Here is a 16,139-nt window from a genome sequence, read left to right as displayed (position 1 = left end):
CCAATGCCGTTGCTTTTGCCTTGGGCGTAGGCTGGTTGGGAGTGGGTCCCGGGGGTGATGCGGGTGGCCGCGAGTGTGTCTGACTTATCGGGTCTGGGGCTGTTGACCTGGGTGTATCCGCCGGGGTTGGTGGATCGGGTGGTGGCAGCGTGTGGCCGGTCCGAGCGGCGTAAGCGGCTGCTGCCCGCCCGGCTGGTGGTGTACTTCGTGCTGGGGCTGGCGCTGTTCTCTCCCGCCCCGTATCTAGAAGTGATGCGGCACTTGGTCGCGGGGCTTCGCGGTCTGGGACTGCTGGGTGACTGGCACGTTCCGGCGAAGTCGTCACTGTTTCGGGCCCGGCAGCGGCTGGGATCCGAGCCGCTGCGGGTGCTGTTCGCCACGACCGCGAAGCCGATGGCCACCGAGGCGACTCCGGGGGCGTTCTGGCGGGGCTTGCGGGTTCTGGCGGTGGACGGGACCTGCTGGGATGCCGCCGACAGTGAGGCCAATCAAGCGGCCTTCGGCCGTCCCGGCAACGGTCGTGGGACCGGCCGGAGTGCCTTTGTGCAGGTGCGGATGGCCGCCTTGGTGGAGGTGGGCAGCCATGCGGTGCTGGACGCCGAACTCGCCGGCTGCCGCACCGGGGAAGTGACCCTGGTGGGCCGCCTGCCCCGCTCCTGCGGGCCAGGCCAACTCGTGCTGGCCGACCGCGAGTTCCTCGGCGTCCCACTGTGGCAGGCCTTCACCGCCACCGGCGCCGACCTGCTGTGGCGGGTGCCCGCCAACCGTGTCCTGCCCATCGACAGGCCACTGCGCGACGGGTCCTGGATCTCACGCATCCATGCCGGCACCGACGCCTCCCACCGCGACCCGGTCACCGTGCGTGTCCTGGCCTACCAGCTCAAAGACACGGCCCAGGACTACCGCCTGATCACCACTCTCCTGGACGCCCGCCGCTATCCGGCCCGGCAACTGGCCGCCCTCTACCGCGAACGCTGGGAGATCGAATCCGTCTTCGCCGAGATCAAAACCCACCAGCGCGGCGCGAAGGTGGTCCTCAGCAGCAAGACACCCGACGGTGTCCTGCAACAGATCTGGGCCCATCTCCTGGTCCACCATGCACTGCGGGAGCTGATGCTCAGAACCGCGGCCACCCGCCAACTCGACCCCGACCGCGTCTCCTTCACCGAGACTCTGCGCTCCGCTCGCCGCAGTGTGACCGTTACGCCCGGCAGCTTTTCCCCCTGACCTCCTGGTCCAGGCCTTGCGATTACTCCAGGAAGACCTGCTGGAAAGGCTCCTTCCCGCCAGACGCCTGCGCAGCCAGCCCCGTGTTGTCAAACGAAAGATGTCCAACTACTGGCTCAAACGGGCTGAACACCGTCACTGGCCCCAGCCCACCCGCACCGGCACCCAGGCCATCCTCATCAAACGACCCCAACCCACAGGCCCATAACGCAACGGCATTGGGGCTAGGCCTCGTAGGAACGGCCCCCCGAAACTCGGGGAGACGGGCCAAACCCCCGCTGCCCTTCTCCCCGTACTCGTAAGAAGACGTACTGCCCCGGCTCGGCCTTCGAGGCCTTGAGCCGGGGCAGTACGTCTTCTTGGCGCTCTCAGTCCTTGAGGCGGGGCAGGACGCTTTCGCAGAACAGGTGCAGGCTGCGCCAGCCCTCGTCGACGGGCATCCCGCCGGACAGCGGGTGCAGGACGTAGTTGTCGAGGCCGTGTGCCACGCACGCGTCGGGCGTGAGGATCCGGTAGACGCCCTCGGCGCGCAGCTCGTCGACCGTCGTGGCCGCCGACTTCACCGCCGAGCGGATGTCGCCGGACTGCCAGGAGGCGTACGTCCGTGCCTCGTGCAGGAAGTGCTTGCCGTACTCGGCCCAGGCCCGGTCGGGGTCCTCGGCGATGTGCAGGAGCGGGGTCTCGGCCGACGGCATCATGGTCCAGCCCTCGGTGCCGTACTCGATGAGCCGCTCCTTGTAGTACGCCTCCAGCTCGGGCAGGTGGGCGCTGGGGAAGAAGGGAAGGCCCAGGCGGGCCGCCCGCCGCGCCGCCGCCTTCGACGAGCCGCCGACCAGCAGCAGGGGGTGCGGATCCGAGAACGGCCGCGGAGTGACCCGTACGGTCCGGCCCCGGTACTCGAACTCCTCGCCGGTCCACGCCTTCAGCACCGTCTCAAGCAGCTCGTCCTGGAGCTTGCCGCGCCGCTTCCAGTCGACGTCGAAGAGGGCGTACTCCTCGGGCCGGTAGCCGATTCCCGCGACGGTGATGAGACGTCCGCCACTGAGCAGATCGAGTACGGCGATGTCCTCCGCGAGCCGGAGCGGGTCGTGCAGCGGGCCGATGACCGCCGACACGGTGACCGCGATGTGCCGGGTCGCGCCGAAGACCGCGCCCGCGAAGGCGAACGGCGAGGGCAACCAGTTGTTGGCGACGCCGTGGTGCTCCTCGGTCTGCACGGTGGTGATGCCGCGGTCGTCGGCGTACGCGGCCATCTCAACGGCCGCCTTGTAGCGGGCACTCAGCGACGCGGGGGTGGCGTCGGGGTCAACGAGGTTGAAGCGTACGACCGTTACGGGCATGGTGAGCCCCCCTTCGTGTGTGGAGGGGGACGGTAGCTGACGGTTCGTCAGACGGCCATAGCGGCGGGCTCGGGTTCGCGGGGTTCCGCGTTCCGTGCGAGGGGCTCGTCTCTTTGGAGGAAGCTACAGAATGCCTCCCTCGGCAGGGATTCTCCCTGCCGAGGGAGGGATGGCTGATACTGGGTCTCGTTATGGAAATCGTCATCCTTGCTGTAGTCATCGCCGTCGTCGTGATCGGCGCGCTCGGCGGGCTGGTCGTCGGCAGTCGCAAGCGGAAGCTGCCTCCGCCGCCCCCCGTCGCCCCCGACATCACCGCCCCTCCGGCCGAGCCGCACGTCGGCGACGAGGCCGAGACGCCGCGGGAAGAACCGCGCCGCACGATAGAAGAGGTGGACCTCCCGGAGGCCGCCTCGGCTCCCGTCGCGGTCGAGGAACCCCCGGCCCTTCCCGAGATCGAGGTCCCGGAGCCCTCCGCGGGGCGTCTGGTGCGTCTGCGCGCCCGGCTCTCCCGCTCGCAGAACGCGCTCGGCAAGGGGCTGCTCACGCTCCTCTCGCGCGAGCACCTCGACGAGGACACCTGGGAGGAGATCGAGGACACGCTGCTCACCGCCGACGTAGGCGTGCAGCCCACCCAGGAGCTGGTCGACCGGCTGCGTGAGCGTGTGAAGGTGCTCGGCACCCGTACGCCGGACGAGCTGCGTGCTCTGCTGCGCGAGGAGCTGCTCCAGCTGCTCGTTCCCGAGTTCGACCGCACGGTCAAGACCGACTCGAACCTCGACACCCCGGGCATCGTGATGGTCGTCGGGGTCAACGGAACCGGCAAGACGACCACCACGGGCAAGCTCGCCCGCGTGCTCGTGGCCGACGGCAAGCACGTCCTCCTGGGCGCCGCCGACACCTTCCGTGCCGCCGCCGCCGACCAGCTGCAGACCTGGGGCGAGCGGGTGGGCGCCCGTACCGTGCGCGGTCCCGAGGGCGGTGACCCGGCCTCGATCGCCTTCGACGCGGTCAAGGAAGGCATCGAGGAGGGCGCGGACGTCGTCCTCATCGACACCGCGGGCCGGCTGCACACCAAGACCGGGCTCATGGACGAGCTCGGCAAGGTCAAGCGCGTCGTCGAGAAGCACGCGCCACTGGACGAGATCCTGCTCGTCCTCGACGCCACCACCGGACAGAACGGTCTCGTCCAGGCCCGTGTCTTCGCCGAGGTCGTCGACATCACCGGCATCGTGCTGACCAAGCTCGACGGGACGGCCAAGGGCGGCATCGTGATCGCGGTGCAGCGTGAGCTGGGCGTGCCGGTCAAGCTGGTCGGTCTGGGAGAGGGGGCGGACGATCTGGCGCCGTTCGAGCCGGAGGCGTTCGTTGACGCCCTTATCGGGGAGTAGGGCAGGTACTGATTTCAGTACCTGCTACGAAGAAGCGCCCGCCCCCAAGGTGCAGTTGGGAGCGGGCGCTTCGTCATGTGAGCCCAAGGTTCGGGAACGGCCTACACGCGCGACCGGTGTGCCACATACGCCAGCGTCCCCAGCAGTAGCCGGGCTTGTGGCGGTTTCGTCGCCGAGTCCAGTGCGGGGGAGCGCAGCCAGCGGACCGGGCCGAGGCCCGAGCGGTCGGAGGGCGGGGCGGTGATGTGCGTACCCGGGCCCAGGCCGTGCAGGTCGAGGGAGGCGTCGTCCCAGCCCATCCGGTAGAGCAGCTCGGGGAGTTCGGGTGCGGAGCCGGGGGCGACGAAGAAGTGGGCGCGGCCGTCCGGGGTCGCCGCCACGGGTCCGAGGGGGAGCCCCATGCGTTCGAGCCGGACGAGCGCCCGGCGCCCGGCGGGCTCGGCGACCTCGATCACGTCGAAGGCGCGGCCGACCGGCAGCATCATGGCGGCCCCCGGGAACTCGGCCCAGGCCTCGGTCACTTCGTCGAGTGTGGCGCCGCCCGGGATCGACGGCGCGAAGTCCAGTGGATGCGCACCCGGCGCGGGGCAGTCGGCCCTTCCGCACGAGCACGCTCCCGCGGCGGCCCGGGCGCCGGGGACCACGTCCCAGCCCCACAGCCCGGTGAACTCCGCCACCGCGGTGCACTCCGTCGAGCGGCCGCGGCGCCGTGAACCGGGCCGGAGTTCGCGCGTCCCCCGACTACTGCCGATCGTGAAGCCCATGCCCCCTCCAACGGGTCCGACGTACCGGTGGTTACGTGACGGAATGGGAACGTGACCCTGTGTTCCCGACTTCCCCTGTGCCGCCCGGTTCAGACGGCGCCCAGTAGTGCCCCAGGTAGTGCGCTCTGCATCGTGCGCCCCGGCGCACACCGCTCCGCCCACTCCCGGCCATCCTGTGTCAAGTGAATCGCGCGTGGGCGACGCGGAGTTCATTCGAAGGGGTGGCGAATGGTGGCGTTTCCGGGATCGCCATGGCTGGAGGGGTGATCGTAGGATTACTTTGAGTACACGAGTCCTGGGGACGTGTGCACTCGTGGGTATGCCAAGGGCAAGTCGGCTTCCCGTTCGAAGGGTGAGAACTACCGGACGTGCGGCCGTATTTACCGGCATTCTGATAGGGCTTGGCGCACGCAGCGTACAAGTGGTCTCAGGGATGGGGGCGTTCCAGTGGGCGGCAACGGCGGAGGCGGGACGAACGCTGACAAGCGCCCCAACGAGCTGCTCGGCTCGTGGTTCGTGCGCAGCGGCTGGTCCAAGGGTGAGCTCGCACGTCAAGTGAACCGCAGGGCCCGCCAGTTGGGGGCCAACCACATCTCCACGGACACCTCGCGGGTGCGCCGCTGGCTGGACGGGGAGAACCCGCGCGAGCCGATCCCGCGGATCCTGTCCGAGCTGTTCTCCGAGCGCTTCGGCTGTGTCGTCGCCGTCGAGGACCTCGGCCTGCGCGCCGCCCACCAGTCACCGTCCGTGTCCGGCGTCGACCTGCCCTGGACGGGCCCGCAGACCGTGGCGCTGATCAGCGAGTATTCACGCAGCGACCTGATGCTGGCGCGCCGCGGCTTCCTCGGCAGCTCGCTCGCCCTCGCCGCGGGCCCGGCCCTCATCGAACCCATGCAGCGCTGGCTCGTGCCCTCGCCGATGGCTCCGCCGGAGGAGCCCGAGCCCTCCACCTCGGTGCGCCGCGGCCGGCTCTCCAAGCCGGAGCTGGACCTCCTGGAGTCCACCACCGTGATGTTCCGGCAGTGGGACGCCCAATGCGGTGGCGGCCTGCGCCGCAAAGCGGTCGTCGGACAGCTGCACGAGGTGACGGACCTGCTCCAGGAACCCCAGCCCGCCGCGACGAACAGGCGCCTGTTCAAGGTCGCCGCCGAGCTGGCCGAGCTGGCGGGCTGGATGAGCTACGACGTGGGGCTCCAGCCCACCGCGCAGAAGTACTTCGTCCTCGCCCTGCACGCCGCCAAGGAAGCGGGCGACAAGCCCCTCGGCTCGTACGTCCTGTCCAGCATGAGCCGCCAGATGATCCACCTGGGCCGGCCCGAGGACGCCCTGGAACTCATCCACCTCGCGCAGTACGGAAGCCGTGACTGCGCGAGCCCCCGCACCCAGTCCATGCTGTATGCGATGGAGGCCCGCGCGTACGCCAACATGGGCCAGCCCGGAAAGTGCAAGCGCGCCGTCCGGATGGCCGAGGACACCTTCTCCGACGTCCACGAATGGGACGACCCGGACCCCGACTGGATCCGCTTCTTCTCCAAGGCCGAGCTGTACGGCGAGAACTCCCACTCCTACCGCGACCTCGCCTATGTCGCGGGCCGCAGCCCCACCTACGCCTCCATGGCGGAGCCCCTGATGCAGCAGGCCGTCGACCTCTTCGCCAAGGACCCCGAACACCAGCGTTCGTACGCACTGAACCTCATCGGCATGGCCACCGTGCACCTCCTCCAGCGGGAGCCCGAGAAGAGTGCGGTCCGAGCCAAGGAAGCAATGTCGTACGCGAAGAAAGTGCGCTCGGAGCGCGTGAACACTCGTATCCGAAAGACGGTCGACACTGCGGCCCGCGACTTCGGGGACCTCGCCGAGGTCGTCGACCTCACCGACCAGCTCGCCGTCGACCTGCCCGAGACCGCCGAGGCGGTCTGACCCGGACCGCGTGAGCGGCCTACGCCCCAGTACCCCGGCCGCGGCCGGCCGTCCCGAACTGCCCGACTCGGCTCCCCCATGCCAGGTCATCGGACGGCCGACCGCGGCCGGCCTTTCTCCCTTCGGAGAAGGTTGCGCCACGATAACGATCGCTCGGCCCGGTCTCAGGCAGTTCATCGACGCGTAACACACAAGGCGCCTTCGTCACTGCGGCGAAACATCGAGGGGTGCCGACCGAAACCGCGCTGCGCCAATCTCATGGCGCATAACCGGCCCACCCCTCACGCCCACTTCAGGCTTCGCCCGCACGGGGCCGTACCAATCGACGAGGAGACGCCGATGGCACCAGCCATCACCCTTGCCGCAGATGCACCCACGCTGTCTGCTGCCAACACAGGGTTCATGCTCATCTGTTCCGCCCTGGTGCTGATCATGACGCCCGGCCTGGCCTTCTTCTACGGAGGCATGGTCCGCGTCAAGAGCACCTTGAACATGCTGATGATGAGCTTCATCAGCATGGGCATAGTCACCATCCTGTGGGTGGTGTACGGCTTCTCCCTCGCCTTCGGCACGGACAAGGGCTCGCTCATCGGCTGGACCTCCGACTACGTCGGATTCGGCGGCGTCGGCATCACGGACCTGTGGGACGGCTACACCATCCCGATCACGGTGTTCGCCGCCTTCCAGCTGATGTTCGCCATCATCACGCCCGCCCTGATCAGCGGCGCGCTCGCGGACCGTGTGAAGTTCACCGCCTGGTCCCTCTTCATCGCCCTGTGGGTCACGGTCGTGTACTTCCCGGTCGCGCACTGGGTGTGGGGCACCGGCGGCTGGGCGTTCGACCTCGGTGTGATCGACTTCGCCGGTGGTACGGCGGTCCACATCAACGCCGGTGCCGCGGCGCTCGGCGTGATTCTCGTCATCGGTAAGCGCGTGGGCTTCAAGAAGGACCCGATGCGCCCGCACAGCCTCCCGCTGGTCATGCTCGGCGCCGGTCTCCTCTGGTTCGGCTGGTTCGGATTCAACGCAGGTTCGTGGCTCGGCAACGACGACGGTGTCGGCGCGCTGATGTTCCTCAACACGCAGATCGCCACCGCCGCTGCGATGCTCGCCTGGCTCGCCTACGAGAAGATCCGCCACGGCGCGTTCACCACCCTCGGTGCCGCCTCCGGCGCGGTCGCCGGTCTGGTCGCGATCACCCCGTCCGGCGGTGCGGTCTCCCCGCTCGGCGCGATCGCCGTCGGCGTCATCGCCGGTGTGCTGTGCGCCATGGCCGTCGGCCTGAAGTACAAGTTCGGCTACGACGACTCGCTCGACGTCGTCGGTGTCCACCTCGTCGGCGGTGTCGTCGGCTCCCTGCTCATCGGCTTCTTCGCCTCCGGCAAGGGCCAGTCCGACGTCGAGGGCCTCTTCTACGGCGGCGGTCTCGACCAGTTCTGGAAGCAGTGCGCCGGTGTCTTCGCAGTCCTCGGCTACTCCCTCGTCGCCTCCGCGATCCTCGCCTTCCTGATCGACAAGACGATCGGGATGCGGGTCAGCGAGGACGAGGAGGTCGCGGGCATCGACCAGGCCGAGCACGCCGAGACCGCATACGACTTCAGCGGCACCGGCGGTGGCGCCGGCTTCACTTCCTCGCCGACCCCCGCTGAGGGCACAGCCAAGAAGGTGGACGCATGAAGCTCATCACCGCCGTCGTGAAGCCTCACCGGCTCGACGAGATCAAGGAGGCCCTGCAGGCCTTCGGGGTACACGGACTGACGGTCACCGAGGCCAGCGGCTACGGTCGGCAGCGTGGACACACCGAGGTCTACCGTGGTGCCGAGTACACGGTCGACCTGGTGCCCAAGATCCGCATCGAGGTACTGGCCGAGGACGACGACGCCGAAGGCCTGATCGACGTCATCGTCAAGGCGGCCCGCACCGGCAAGATCGGTGACGGCAAGGTCTGGTCGATCCCGGTCGAGACCGCCGTCCGGGTCCGGACCGGCGAGCGCGGCCCGGACGCGCTCTAAAAGAAGAAGAAAGACAGGAGTCGCTGGGTGACGAGTACGGACATGCGTACGGAAGCAGAGGACTCGGGACCCAGCGGCTATGCGGCGGCCCGGCTGCGCCTTCTCCAAGGAGAGGCGCAGTCCGGGCCGCCGCGCCGTACCGCCCTCGCCGAACTCACCGACGACTGGCTCACCGGCCTCTTCGACGCCGGCTCCGAGGCACTGCGCGGCGTCTCCCTCGTCGCCGTCGGCGGCTACGGACGCGGCGAACTCTCCCCGCGCAGCGACCTCGACCTGCTCCTCCTGCACGACGGCAGCGACTCCGGCGCCGTCGCCGCCCTGGCCGACCGCATCTGGTACCCCGTCTGGGACCTCGGCCTGGCCCTCGACCACTCCGTCCGTACGCCGGCCGAGGCCCGCAAGACCTCCAGCGAGGACCTCAAGGTCCAGCTCGGTCTGCTGGACGCCCGGCACATCGCCGGCGACCTCGGCCTCACCGCCGGACTGCGTACGGCCGTCCTCGCCGACTGGCGCAACCAGGCGCCGAAACGCCTCCCCGAACTCCAGGAACTGTGCGCCGAACGGGCCGAGCGCCAGGGCGAGCTCCAGTACCTCCTCGAACCGGACCTCAAGGAGGCGCGCGGCGGGTTGCGCGACGCCACCGCCCTGCGCGCCGTAGCCGCCTCCTGGCTCGCGGACGCGCCCCGCGAGGGCCTCACCGACGCGCGAAGGCGCCTCCTGGACGTCCGCGACGCACTCCACCTCACCACCGGACGCGCCACCGACCGCCTCGCACTCCAGGAACAGGACCAGGTCGCCGCAGAACTCGGCCTCCTCGACGCCGACACACTGCTGCGCCAGGTGTACGAGGCGGCCCGCGTCGTCTCGTATGCGAGCGACGTGACATGGCGCGAGGTGGGGCGCGTGCTGCGGTCGCGCGCCGTACGACCGCGCCTGCGCGCCATGCTCGGCGGCGGCGCCAAGCCCGCCGCGGAGCGCTCACCGCTCGCCGAGGGCGTGGTCGAGCAGGACGGCGAGGTAGTGCTCGCCCGCGCTGCGCGCCCCGAGCGCGACCCCGTACTCCCGTTGCGTGCGGCGGCCGCGGCGGCACAGTCGGGACTTCCGCTCTCCCTGCACGCCGTACGGCGCATGGCAGCCGCCGCACGCCCCCTGCCCACGCCCTGGCCCGCCGAGGCGCGCGAACAGCTCGTCACGCTCCTCGGCTCCGGCCGCCCGACCATCGAGGTCTGGGAAGCGCTCGAAGCGGAGGGCCTGATCACCAGGCTGCTGCCCGACTGGGAGCGCGTACGCTGCCGGCCGCAGCGCAACGCCGTACACATCTGGACCGTCGACCGCCACCTCATCGAGACGGCCGTCCGCGCCTCCGAACTGGCCCGCCGCGTCGGCCGCCCCGACCTCCTCCTCGTCGCCTCCCTGCTGCACGACATCGGCAAGGGCTGGCCCGGCGACCACTCCGTCGCGGGCGAGATCATCGCGCGGGACGTCGCCGCCCGGATCGGCTTCGACCGCACGGACGTGGCGGTGCTGGCCACCCTCGTACGCCACCATCTGCTGCTCATCGACACCGCGACCCGGCGCGACCTGGAGGACCCGGCCACCGTCCGCTCGGTCGCCGAGGCGGTCGGCTCGCAGGGCACCCTCGAACTGCTGCACGCGCTCACCGAGGCGGACGCGCTGGCCACCGGGCCCGCCGCCTGGTCCTCGTGGCGCGGCTCCCTCGTCACCGACCTGGTCAAACGGGTCTCGGCCGTGCTCGCTGGGGATGCCCCCGAGGAGCCCGACGCCGTGGCGCCCACGGCCGAACAGGAACGGCTCGCGATCGAGTCGTTCCGGACGGGCGGCCCCGTCCTTTCGCTGCGCGCGCAGACCGAGCCCGTCGACTCCGAGGCCGCCTCCGCCTCCGTGCCGGAGGATCCGGAGCCGCTGGGCGTGGAGCTCCTCATCGCCGTACCCGACCAGCCCGGCGTCCTCCCCGCCGTCGCGGGCGTCCTCGCCATGCACCGGCTGACCGTCCGCACGGCCGGGCTGCGCGCCCTGGACCTGCCCGACGGCGTCGAGGGCACGGTCCTGCTGCTCGACTGGCGGGTCGCCGCCGAGTACGGCTCCCTGCCACAGGCCGCCCGCCTCCGTGCCGATCTCGTACGCGCCCTGGACGGCTCCCTCGACATCGCCGGCCGTCTCGCCGAGCGGGACGCCGCCTACCCCCGGCGCCGGGGCACGATCGCGCCGCCGGCCCGTGTGACGGTCGCCCCGGCGGCATCCCGTCACGCCACGGTCATCGAGGTCCGCGCCCATGACGCCCCCGGCCTGCTGCACCGCATCGGACGTGCCTTCGAGGAGGCGAACGTACGGGTACGGAGCATGCATGTGTCCACGCTGGGTTCCAATGCGGTGGACGCGTTCTACGTGACGGGGGCGAAGGGCTCACCGCTGCCGGGGGAGGAGGCGGCTTCGGTGGCGCGGGGGCTGGAGGAGATGTTGCGGGGGTGAGGGCGTGACCTGCTGGTCGGCTCGTGCGTTTTCCTGGCGTGCTCCTCGCTGACGCGGGGATGACCCGGAGGATCTCGTGACGATCCGGGGTGGCGATACGTGCTCCCCGCGCACGCGGGGATTTGAGGCCTCTGCTCGGTTTTTTCGCCGGGCAGGGGCCCGTTTGCATCTCACGGGCGGATACCCTGGAAGGCAACCCAGACTGCCCCCGACTCCGAGGACCGACGCCGCTGTGTTCGATACTCTCTCCGACCGCCTGTCAGCCACCTTCAAGTCCCTGCGGGGCAAGGGGCGTCTGAGCGAGGCGGACATCGACGCCACGGCCCGCGAGATCCGCATCGCGCTCCTTGAGGCGGACGTGGCTCTGCCGGTTGTGCGGACCTTCATCAAGAACGTGAAGGAGAGGGCGCTCGGGAGCGAAGTCTCCAAGGCGCTGAACCCCGCCCAGCAGATCCTCAAGATCGTCAACAGCGAGCTGGTGACCATCCTGGGCGGCGAGACCCGCCGTCTCCGGTTCGCCAAGAACCCGCCCACCGTGATCATGCTGGCCGGTCTGCAGGGTGCCGGTAAGACCACGCTCGCCGGAAAGCTCGGCAAGTGGCTGAAGGACCAGGGCCACTCCCCGCTCCTCGTCGCCGCCGACCTCCAGCGCCCGAACGCCGTGACCCAGCTCAGCGTCGTCGCCGAGCGCGCGGGCGTCGCCGTCTACGCGCCCGAGCCGGGCAACGGCGTCGGTGACCCGGTCAAGGTCGCCAAGGACTCCATCGAGTTCGCCAAGAACAAGGTCCACGACATCGTGATCGTGGACACCGCCGGCCGCCTGGGCATCGACCAGGAGCTGATGCAGCAGGCCGCGGACATCAGGGACGCGGTCAGCCCGGACGAGATCCTCTTCGTCGTCGACGCGATGATCGGCCAGGACGCGGTCAACACCGCGGAGTCCTTCCGTGACGGTGTCGGCTTCGACGGTGTGGTGCTCTCGAAGCTGGACGGCGACGCCCGAGGCGGCGCCGCCCTCTCCATCGCCTCGGTCACCGGCAAGCCGATCATGTTCGCGTCGAACGGCGAGAAGCTCGACGACTTCGACGCCTTCCACCCGGACCGGATGGCCTCCCGCATCCTCGACATGGGTGACCTGCTCACCCTGATCGAGCAGGCGGAGAAGACGTTCAGCCAAGAAGAGGCCCAGGAGATGGCCTCCAAGCTGGCGTCCAAGAAGGGCCAGGACTTCACGCTCGACGACTTCCTCGCCCAGATGGAACAGGTCCGGAAGATGGGCAGCATCAGCAAGCTGCTCGGCATGCTCCCGGGCATGGGCCAGATCAAGGACCAGATCGCCAACCTCGACGAGCGTGACGTCGACCGCACGGCCGCGATCATCAAGTCGATGACCCCGGGCGAGCGCCAGGAACCGACGATCATCAACGGCTCGCGCCGTGCCCGTATCGCCAAGGGCTCCGGCGTCGACGTCAGCGCGGTGAAGGGCCTGGTCGAGCGCTTCTTCGAGGCCCGCAAGATGATGTCCCGCATGGCCCAGGGCGGCGGCATGCCGGGGATGCCCGGGATGCCGGGCATGGGCGGCGGCCCCGGCCGCACCAAGAAGAAGCAGAAGCAGGCCAAGGGCAAGCAGCGCTCCGGCAACCCGATGAAGCGCAAGCAGGAGGAGGCCGAGGCCCAGGCGCGCCGCGAGGCGGGCCCCCAGCCGGGCGGCGCCTTCGGACTGCCCCAGCAGGGTGCCAAGGACTTCGAGCTGCCGGACGAGTTCAAGAAGTTCATGGGCTGACGGTTCGTCGCGTACGGGACCGTGTTCTCGTACGACGCTGGGGGCGCCCCTCCTGTTCGGGGGCGCCCCCAGTGCGTTCTCTGCGGGTGCTGGCGCCGTTTTCCTGTCGTAACGTCCGGATATGAGCAACCCTGTGCCGCCGCGCAAGGCCCCTGACCAGCCGTGGCGTACCGAGGGCACTCCGCCCGAGCCGACGCCGCCTTCCGGGAAGAGGAAGATGCCGGGCGGCTGGGGTGGTCTGATCCTCACCGCCCTGGTGGTGTACCTGATCGCCAACCTGGTGCTGTCCTTCTTCAACGAGGGCGACGAGCCGACGATCTCCTACACGGAGTTCAGCAAGCAGGTCGACGACGGCAACGTCACGAAGATCTACTCCAAGGGCGACGCGATCCAGGGCCAGCTCAAGAAGGCCCAGGACAACCCGGAGGGCGACGGGAAGTACACCAAGTTCAAGACCCAGCGGCCGTCCTTCGCGGACGACCAGCTCTGGGAGAACCTGGACAAGCACAACGTCACGGTGACCGCCGAGCCGGTCGTCCAGCAGCGCAGCTTCCTCTTCAACCTGTTGATCTCGCTGGCACCGATGCTGCTGCTCGTCGTCCTGTGGATCTTCATCGCGCGGCGGATGAGCGCGGGCATGGGTGGTGCGGGCGGCATGCTGGGCCGCAAGGCGCCGCCGAAACCGGTCGAGCTGCAGCCGGGCGCCACGCGCACGACGTTCGCGGACGTGGCCGGGATCGACGAGGTCGAGGGCGAACTCAACGACGTCGTGGACTTCCTCAAGAACCCCGACGAGTACCGGAAGATGGGCGCCAAGATGCCCCGTGGCGTGCTGCTGGCCGGCCCTCCCGGTACGGGAAAGACGCTGCTCGCGCGGGCGGTCGCGGGGGAGGCGGGGGTGCCGTTCTTCTCGGCCTCGGCGTCGGAGTTCATCGAGATGATCGTGGGCGTGGGCGCGTCCCGGGTCCGCGAACTGTTCGCCGAGGCCCGCAAAGTGGCCCCTTCCATCATCTTCATCGACGAGATCGACACGATCGGGCGGGCGCGGGCCGGCGGTTCCGGAATGGGCGGCCATGACGAGCGCGAGCAGACCCTGAACCAGATCCTCACCGAGATGGACGGCTTCTCCGGCTCCGAGGGCGTGATCGTCATCGCCGCGACGAACCGCGCGGACATCCTGGACCCGGCGCTCACCCGCCCGGGCCGCTTCGACCGCGTCGTCACTGTCTCGCCGCCCGACCGTGGCGGCCGCGCGGCGATCCTGGAGATCCACACCCGGGGGATTCCGCTGGCCCCGGATGTGGATCTGACCCAGGTGGCCCGTACGACCCCTGGTATGACCGGTGCCGATCTGGCCAACCTCGCCAACGAGGCGGCTCTCCTCGCGGTCAAGCGCAAGCAGGACCAGGTCACACAGGCGGACCTCTCCGAAGCGCTAGAAAAGGTGCAACTGGGCGCCGAACGCCCCCTGGTGATGCCCGACGAGGAACGCCGCCGCACCGCCTACCACGAGAGCGGCCACGCCCTCCTCGGCATGCTCCAGCCCGGTGCCGACCCGGTCCGCAAGATCACCATCGTTCCGCGCGGGCGCGCTCTCGGCGTCACGCTGTCGACTCCGGACGCGGACCGGTACGCGTACACGGAGGAGTACCTGCGCGGTCGCATCATCGGTGCCCTGGGAGGCATGGCCGCCGAACACGTCGTCTACGGAGTCGTCACGACGGGCTCGGAGAACGACCTGGAACAGGTCACGAACCTCGCGCGCGGCATGGTCGCCCGCTGGGGCATGAGCGACCGCGTCGGCCGCCTCTCCGCCCTCCCGAACGACGCCCAGCAGGCTTACGGCCTCTCGGCCGCCCCGGCGACCCTCGACACGATCGACCACGAGATGCGCCGCATCGTCGACGAGTGCTACGAGGAGGCATGCCAGAAACTCCGCGACCACCGAGGCCAGTTGAACGCTCTCGCGGAGGCGCTCCTGGCGAGCGAGACACTGGAGGAGGCGGACGCGTACCGGATCGCGGGGGTCACGCGCTTGAGGAAGGAGGGGTAGAGCATGTTGTCCCCGGCCGGGGGAGATCTTTCAGCCCGTCCGGCGTTTGAGGACGAGCGTGCAGCGCGACAGGGGGGTCTGGGGGCGCAGCCCCCAGGAACGGGACGGGCAGGGGCGGAGGGGGCGAAACCCGCCTGAGACCTCACCCCGTACGAGCGATCAGATACCGGAAGACATTCGCCATCCACACGGTCCCGTCCCGCCGCTGATGAGGATGGAGCGCCTCCCGGAGCTCCTTGTCGACCTGGACCTCGTCCGTGGCCCCGACCGCCGCGTCGAACAGCCCCGTCGACAACAACCCCCGCACCGCACTGTCCACATCGGCATACCCGAACGGACAGGCGACCCGCCCGGACCCGTCCGGCTTCAGCCCGGCCCGCTGGGCGACCTCCTCGAGGTCGTCACGACGGGCGGCCCGCCAACTGCCCACCCTCCGCAGGGGGTCGGCCAACTTGGCGGCGACCCGCAGCACGGACGACGTGGCGCAGCGCTCCGGCGGCCCCCACCCGGCGAGCACCACGGGAGCCCCTCGCTCGGCGAGCGGTGTCGCCGACTCCAGCAGCTCCACGAGCCCTTCGGAGTCCCCGGCCACACACCCGATGGGTTCGAACGCGGTGACCAGGTTGAACGCGGGTGCTCCCGCGTCGGCCACGTCTTCGGGGGTGCCGTCGACGAGACGGGTGTCGGCACGCGCGCGCGTGCCCCACGTCTGCGGCAGCAACCGCTCCCGTGCGAGAGTCACTCGTTCGGGCGACCTGGAGTCGACACCAGTGACGGCGGCGCCCCGGGAGGCCGCCATCAGGAGGGCGAGCCCGGAACCGCAGCCGAGGCCGAGCAGCCGCGTTCCGGTGCCCACTTCGAGTCGCTCGTAGAGGGCCTCGTGGAGCGGCACCAGCATCCGCTCCTGGATCTCGGCCCAGTCACGCGCGCGTGCACACGGGTCCACCCGGGGCGCCGGCCCCGCGTGAGGTAGGTGCTGCCGCACGAGCGTAGGTGTCATCGAAAGCGCCCCAATCCGCCGAGAGTTGCCGCTGTTCCCCGTTTCGCCTGGCCCCCGTAGCAGTGCGCCCCGCACTCCCCCCGTATGCCAGGAAACTCCGCGCTCGACGTGCCGTCCAGGGGTTTCGGCGCCCGGTTTGTGCTCCGGTTGTGCGCTCGGAAA

Annotated in this window: 11 protein-coding genes; 8 read left to right on the top strand and 3 right to left on the bottom strand. The window is 69.9% G+C overall.

Annotation, left to right across the window (positions count from 1 at the left end; translation table 11 throughout):
- Positions 1-75 precede the first annotated feature (75 nt).
- A complete protein-coding gene (locus OG246_RS41760) occupies positions 76-1,227 on the top strand; it encodes an IS4 family transposase (RefSeq protein WP_266470583.1) in 1,152 nt (383 codons plus the stop codon).
- A gap of 368 nt (positions 1,228-1,595) precedes the next feature.
- Here the strand turns inward: OG246_RS41760 and OG246_RS41755 are convergent, their stop codons facing one another.
- Positions 1,596-2,567: an LLM class flavin-dependent oxidoreductase gene (locus OG246_RS41755; RefSeq protein ID WP_266474630.1), complete on the bottom strand. Its 972-nt coding sequence runs from the start codon at positions 2,565-2,567 to the stop codon at positions 1,596-1,598.
- Positions 2,568-2,758: 191 nt separating this feature from the next.
- Between OG246_RS41755 and ftsY the strand changes: the two genes are divergently transcribed.
- On the top strand, positions 2,759-3,955 hold the full coding sequence (gene ftsY / locus OG246_RS41750) for a signal recognition particle-docking protein FtsY (RefSeq protein WP_266474629.1): 1,197 nt from the start codon (positions 2,759-2,761) through the stop codon (positions 3,953-3,955).
- Positions 3,956-4,056: 101 nt separating this feature from the next.
- Here the strand turns inward: ftsY and OG246_RS41745 are convergent, their stop codons facing one another.
- Positions 4,057-4,719 carry a bifunctional DNA primase/polymerase gene (locus tag OG246_RS41745; protein ID WP_266474628.1) on the bottom strand — a complete coding sequence of 221 codons (663 nt, stop codon included), beginning with the start codon at positions 4,717-4,719 and terminating at the stop codon, positions 4,057-4,059.
- A 447-nt stretch (positions 4,720-5,166) separates the two neighbouring features.
- Here OG246_RS41745 and OG246_RS41740 point away from each other — a divergent pair, with 447 nt between their 5' ends.
- The 6 genes from OG246_RS41740 (at position 5,167) to ftsH (ending at position 14,977) form a co-directional block, all read left to right on the top strand.
- Positions 5,167-6,639, top strand: a complete 1,473-nt coding sequence (locus OG246_RS41740; protein WP_266474627.1) for a hypothetical protein — start codon at positions 5,167-5,169, stop codon at positions 6,637-6,639.
- 339 nt (positions 6,640-6,978) lie between these two features.
- On the top strand, positions 6,979-8,316 hold the full coding sequence (locus OG246_RS41735) for an ammonium transporter (protein ID WP_266474626.1): 1,338 nt from the start codon (positions 6,979-6,981) through the stop codon (positions 8,314-8,316).
- The gene (locus OG246_RS41730; RefSeq protein ID WP_164411711.1) at positions 8,313-8,651 is read left to right on the top strand and encodes a P-II family nitrogen regulator; all 339 of its coding nucleotides are present in this window, start codon (positions 8,313-8,315) and stop codon (positions 8,649-8,651) included. The genes OG246_RS41735 and OG246_RS41730 overlap by 4 nt, the downstream gene beginning before the upstream one ends.
- Positions 8,652-8,678: 27 nt before the next feature.
- Positions 8,679-11,141, top strand: coding sequence for a [protein-PII] uridylyltransferase (locus OG246_RS41725; protein WP_266474625.1), 2,463 nt, complete (start codon positions 8,679-8,681; stop codon positions 11,139-11,141).
- Between the two features lie 232 nt (positions 11,142-11,373).
- The gene (gene ffh / locus OG246_RS41720) at positions 11,374-12,924 is read left to right on the top strand and encodes a signal recognition particle protein (RefSeq protein WP_266474624.1); all 1,551 of its coding nucleotides are present in this window, start codon (positions 11,374-11,376) and stop codon (positions 12,922-12,924) included.
- A 121-nt stretch (positions 12,925-13,045) separates the two neighbouring features.
- Positions 13,046-14,977, top strand: coding sequence for an ATP-dependent zinc metalloprotease FtsH (gene ftsH / locus OG246_RS41715; RefSeq protein WP_266474621.1), 1,932 nt, complete (start codon positions 13,046-13,048; stop codon positions 14,975-14,977).
- Between the two features lie 142 nt (positions 14,978-15,119).
- Here ftsH and OG246_RS41710 read toward each other — a convergent pair whose 3' ends face one another.
- Positions 15,120-15,977, bottom strand: coding sequence for an SAM-dependent methyltransferase (locus OG246_RS41710; RefSeq protein WP_266474619.1), 858 nt, complete (start codon positions 15,975-15,977; stop codon positions 15,120-15,122).
- Positions 15,978-16,139 lie beyond the last annotated feature (162 nt).

Origin of the sequence: Streptomyces sp. NBC_00620, from assembly GCF_026341825.1 — a bacterium.
Lineage (GTDB): Bacteria > Actinomycetota > Actinomycetes > Streptomycetales > Streptomycetaceae > Streptomyces.
Note: the sequence above shows the minus strand (reverse complement) of the source record. Positions and strands in the feature narration are given on the sequence as shown.

What these genes read in the sequence shown, in the direction of transcription:
- OG246_RS41755 (WP_266474630.1), bottom strand. Translation starts at nt 2,567, where the DNA reads ATGCCCGTAACGGTCGTACGCTTCAACCTCGTTGACCCCGACGCCACC.
- ftsY (WP_266474629.1), top strand. Translation starts at nt 2,759, where the DNA reads ATGGAAATCGTCATCCTTGCTGTAGTCATCGCCGTCGTCGTGATCGGC.
- OG246_RS41745 (WP_266474628.1), bottom strand. Translation starts at nt 4,719, where the DNA reads ATGGGCTTCACGATCGGCAGTAGTCGGGGGACGCGCGAACTCCGGCCC.
- OG246_RS41735 (WP_266474626.1), top strand. Translation starts at nt 6,979, where the DNA reads ATGGCACCAGCCATCACCCTTGCCGCAGATGCACCCACGCTGTCTGCT.
- OG246_RS41730 (WP_164411711.1), top strand. Translation starts at nt 8,313, where the DNA reads ATGAAGCTCATCACCGCCGTCGTGAAGCCTCACCGGCTCGACGAGATC.
- ftsH (WP_266474621.1), top strand. Translation starts at nt 13,046, where the DNA reads ATGAGCAACCCTGTGCCGCCGCGCAAGGCCCCTGACCAGCCGTGGCGT.
- OG246_RS41710 (WP_266474619.1), bottom strand. Translation starts at nt 15,977, where the DNA reads ATGACACCTACGCTCGTGCGGCAGCACCTACCTCACGCGGGGCCGGCG.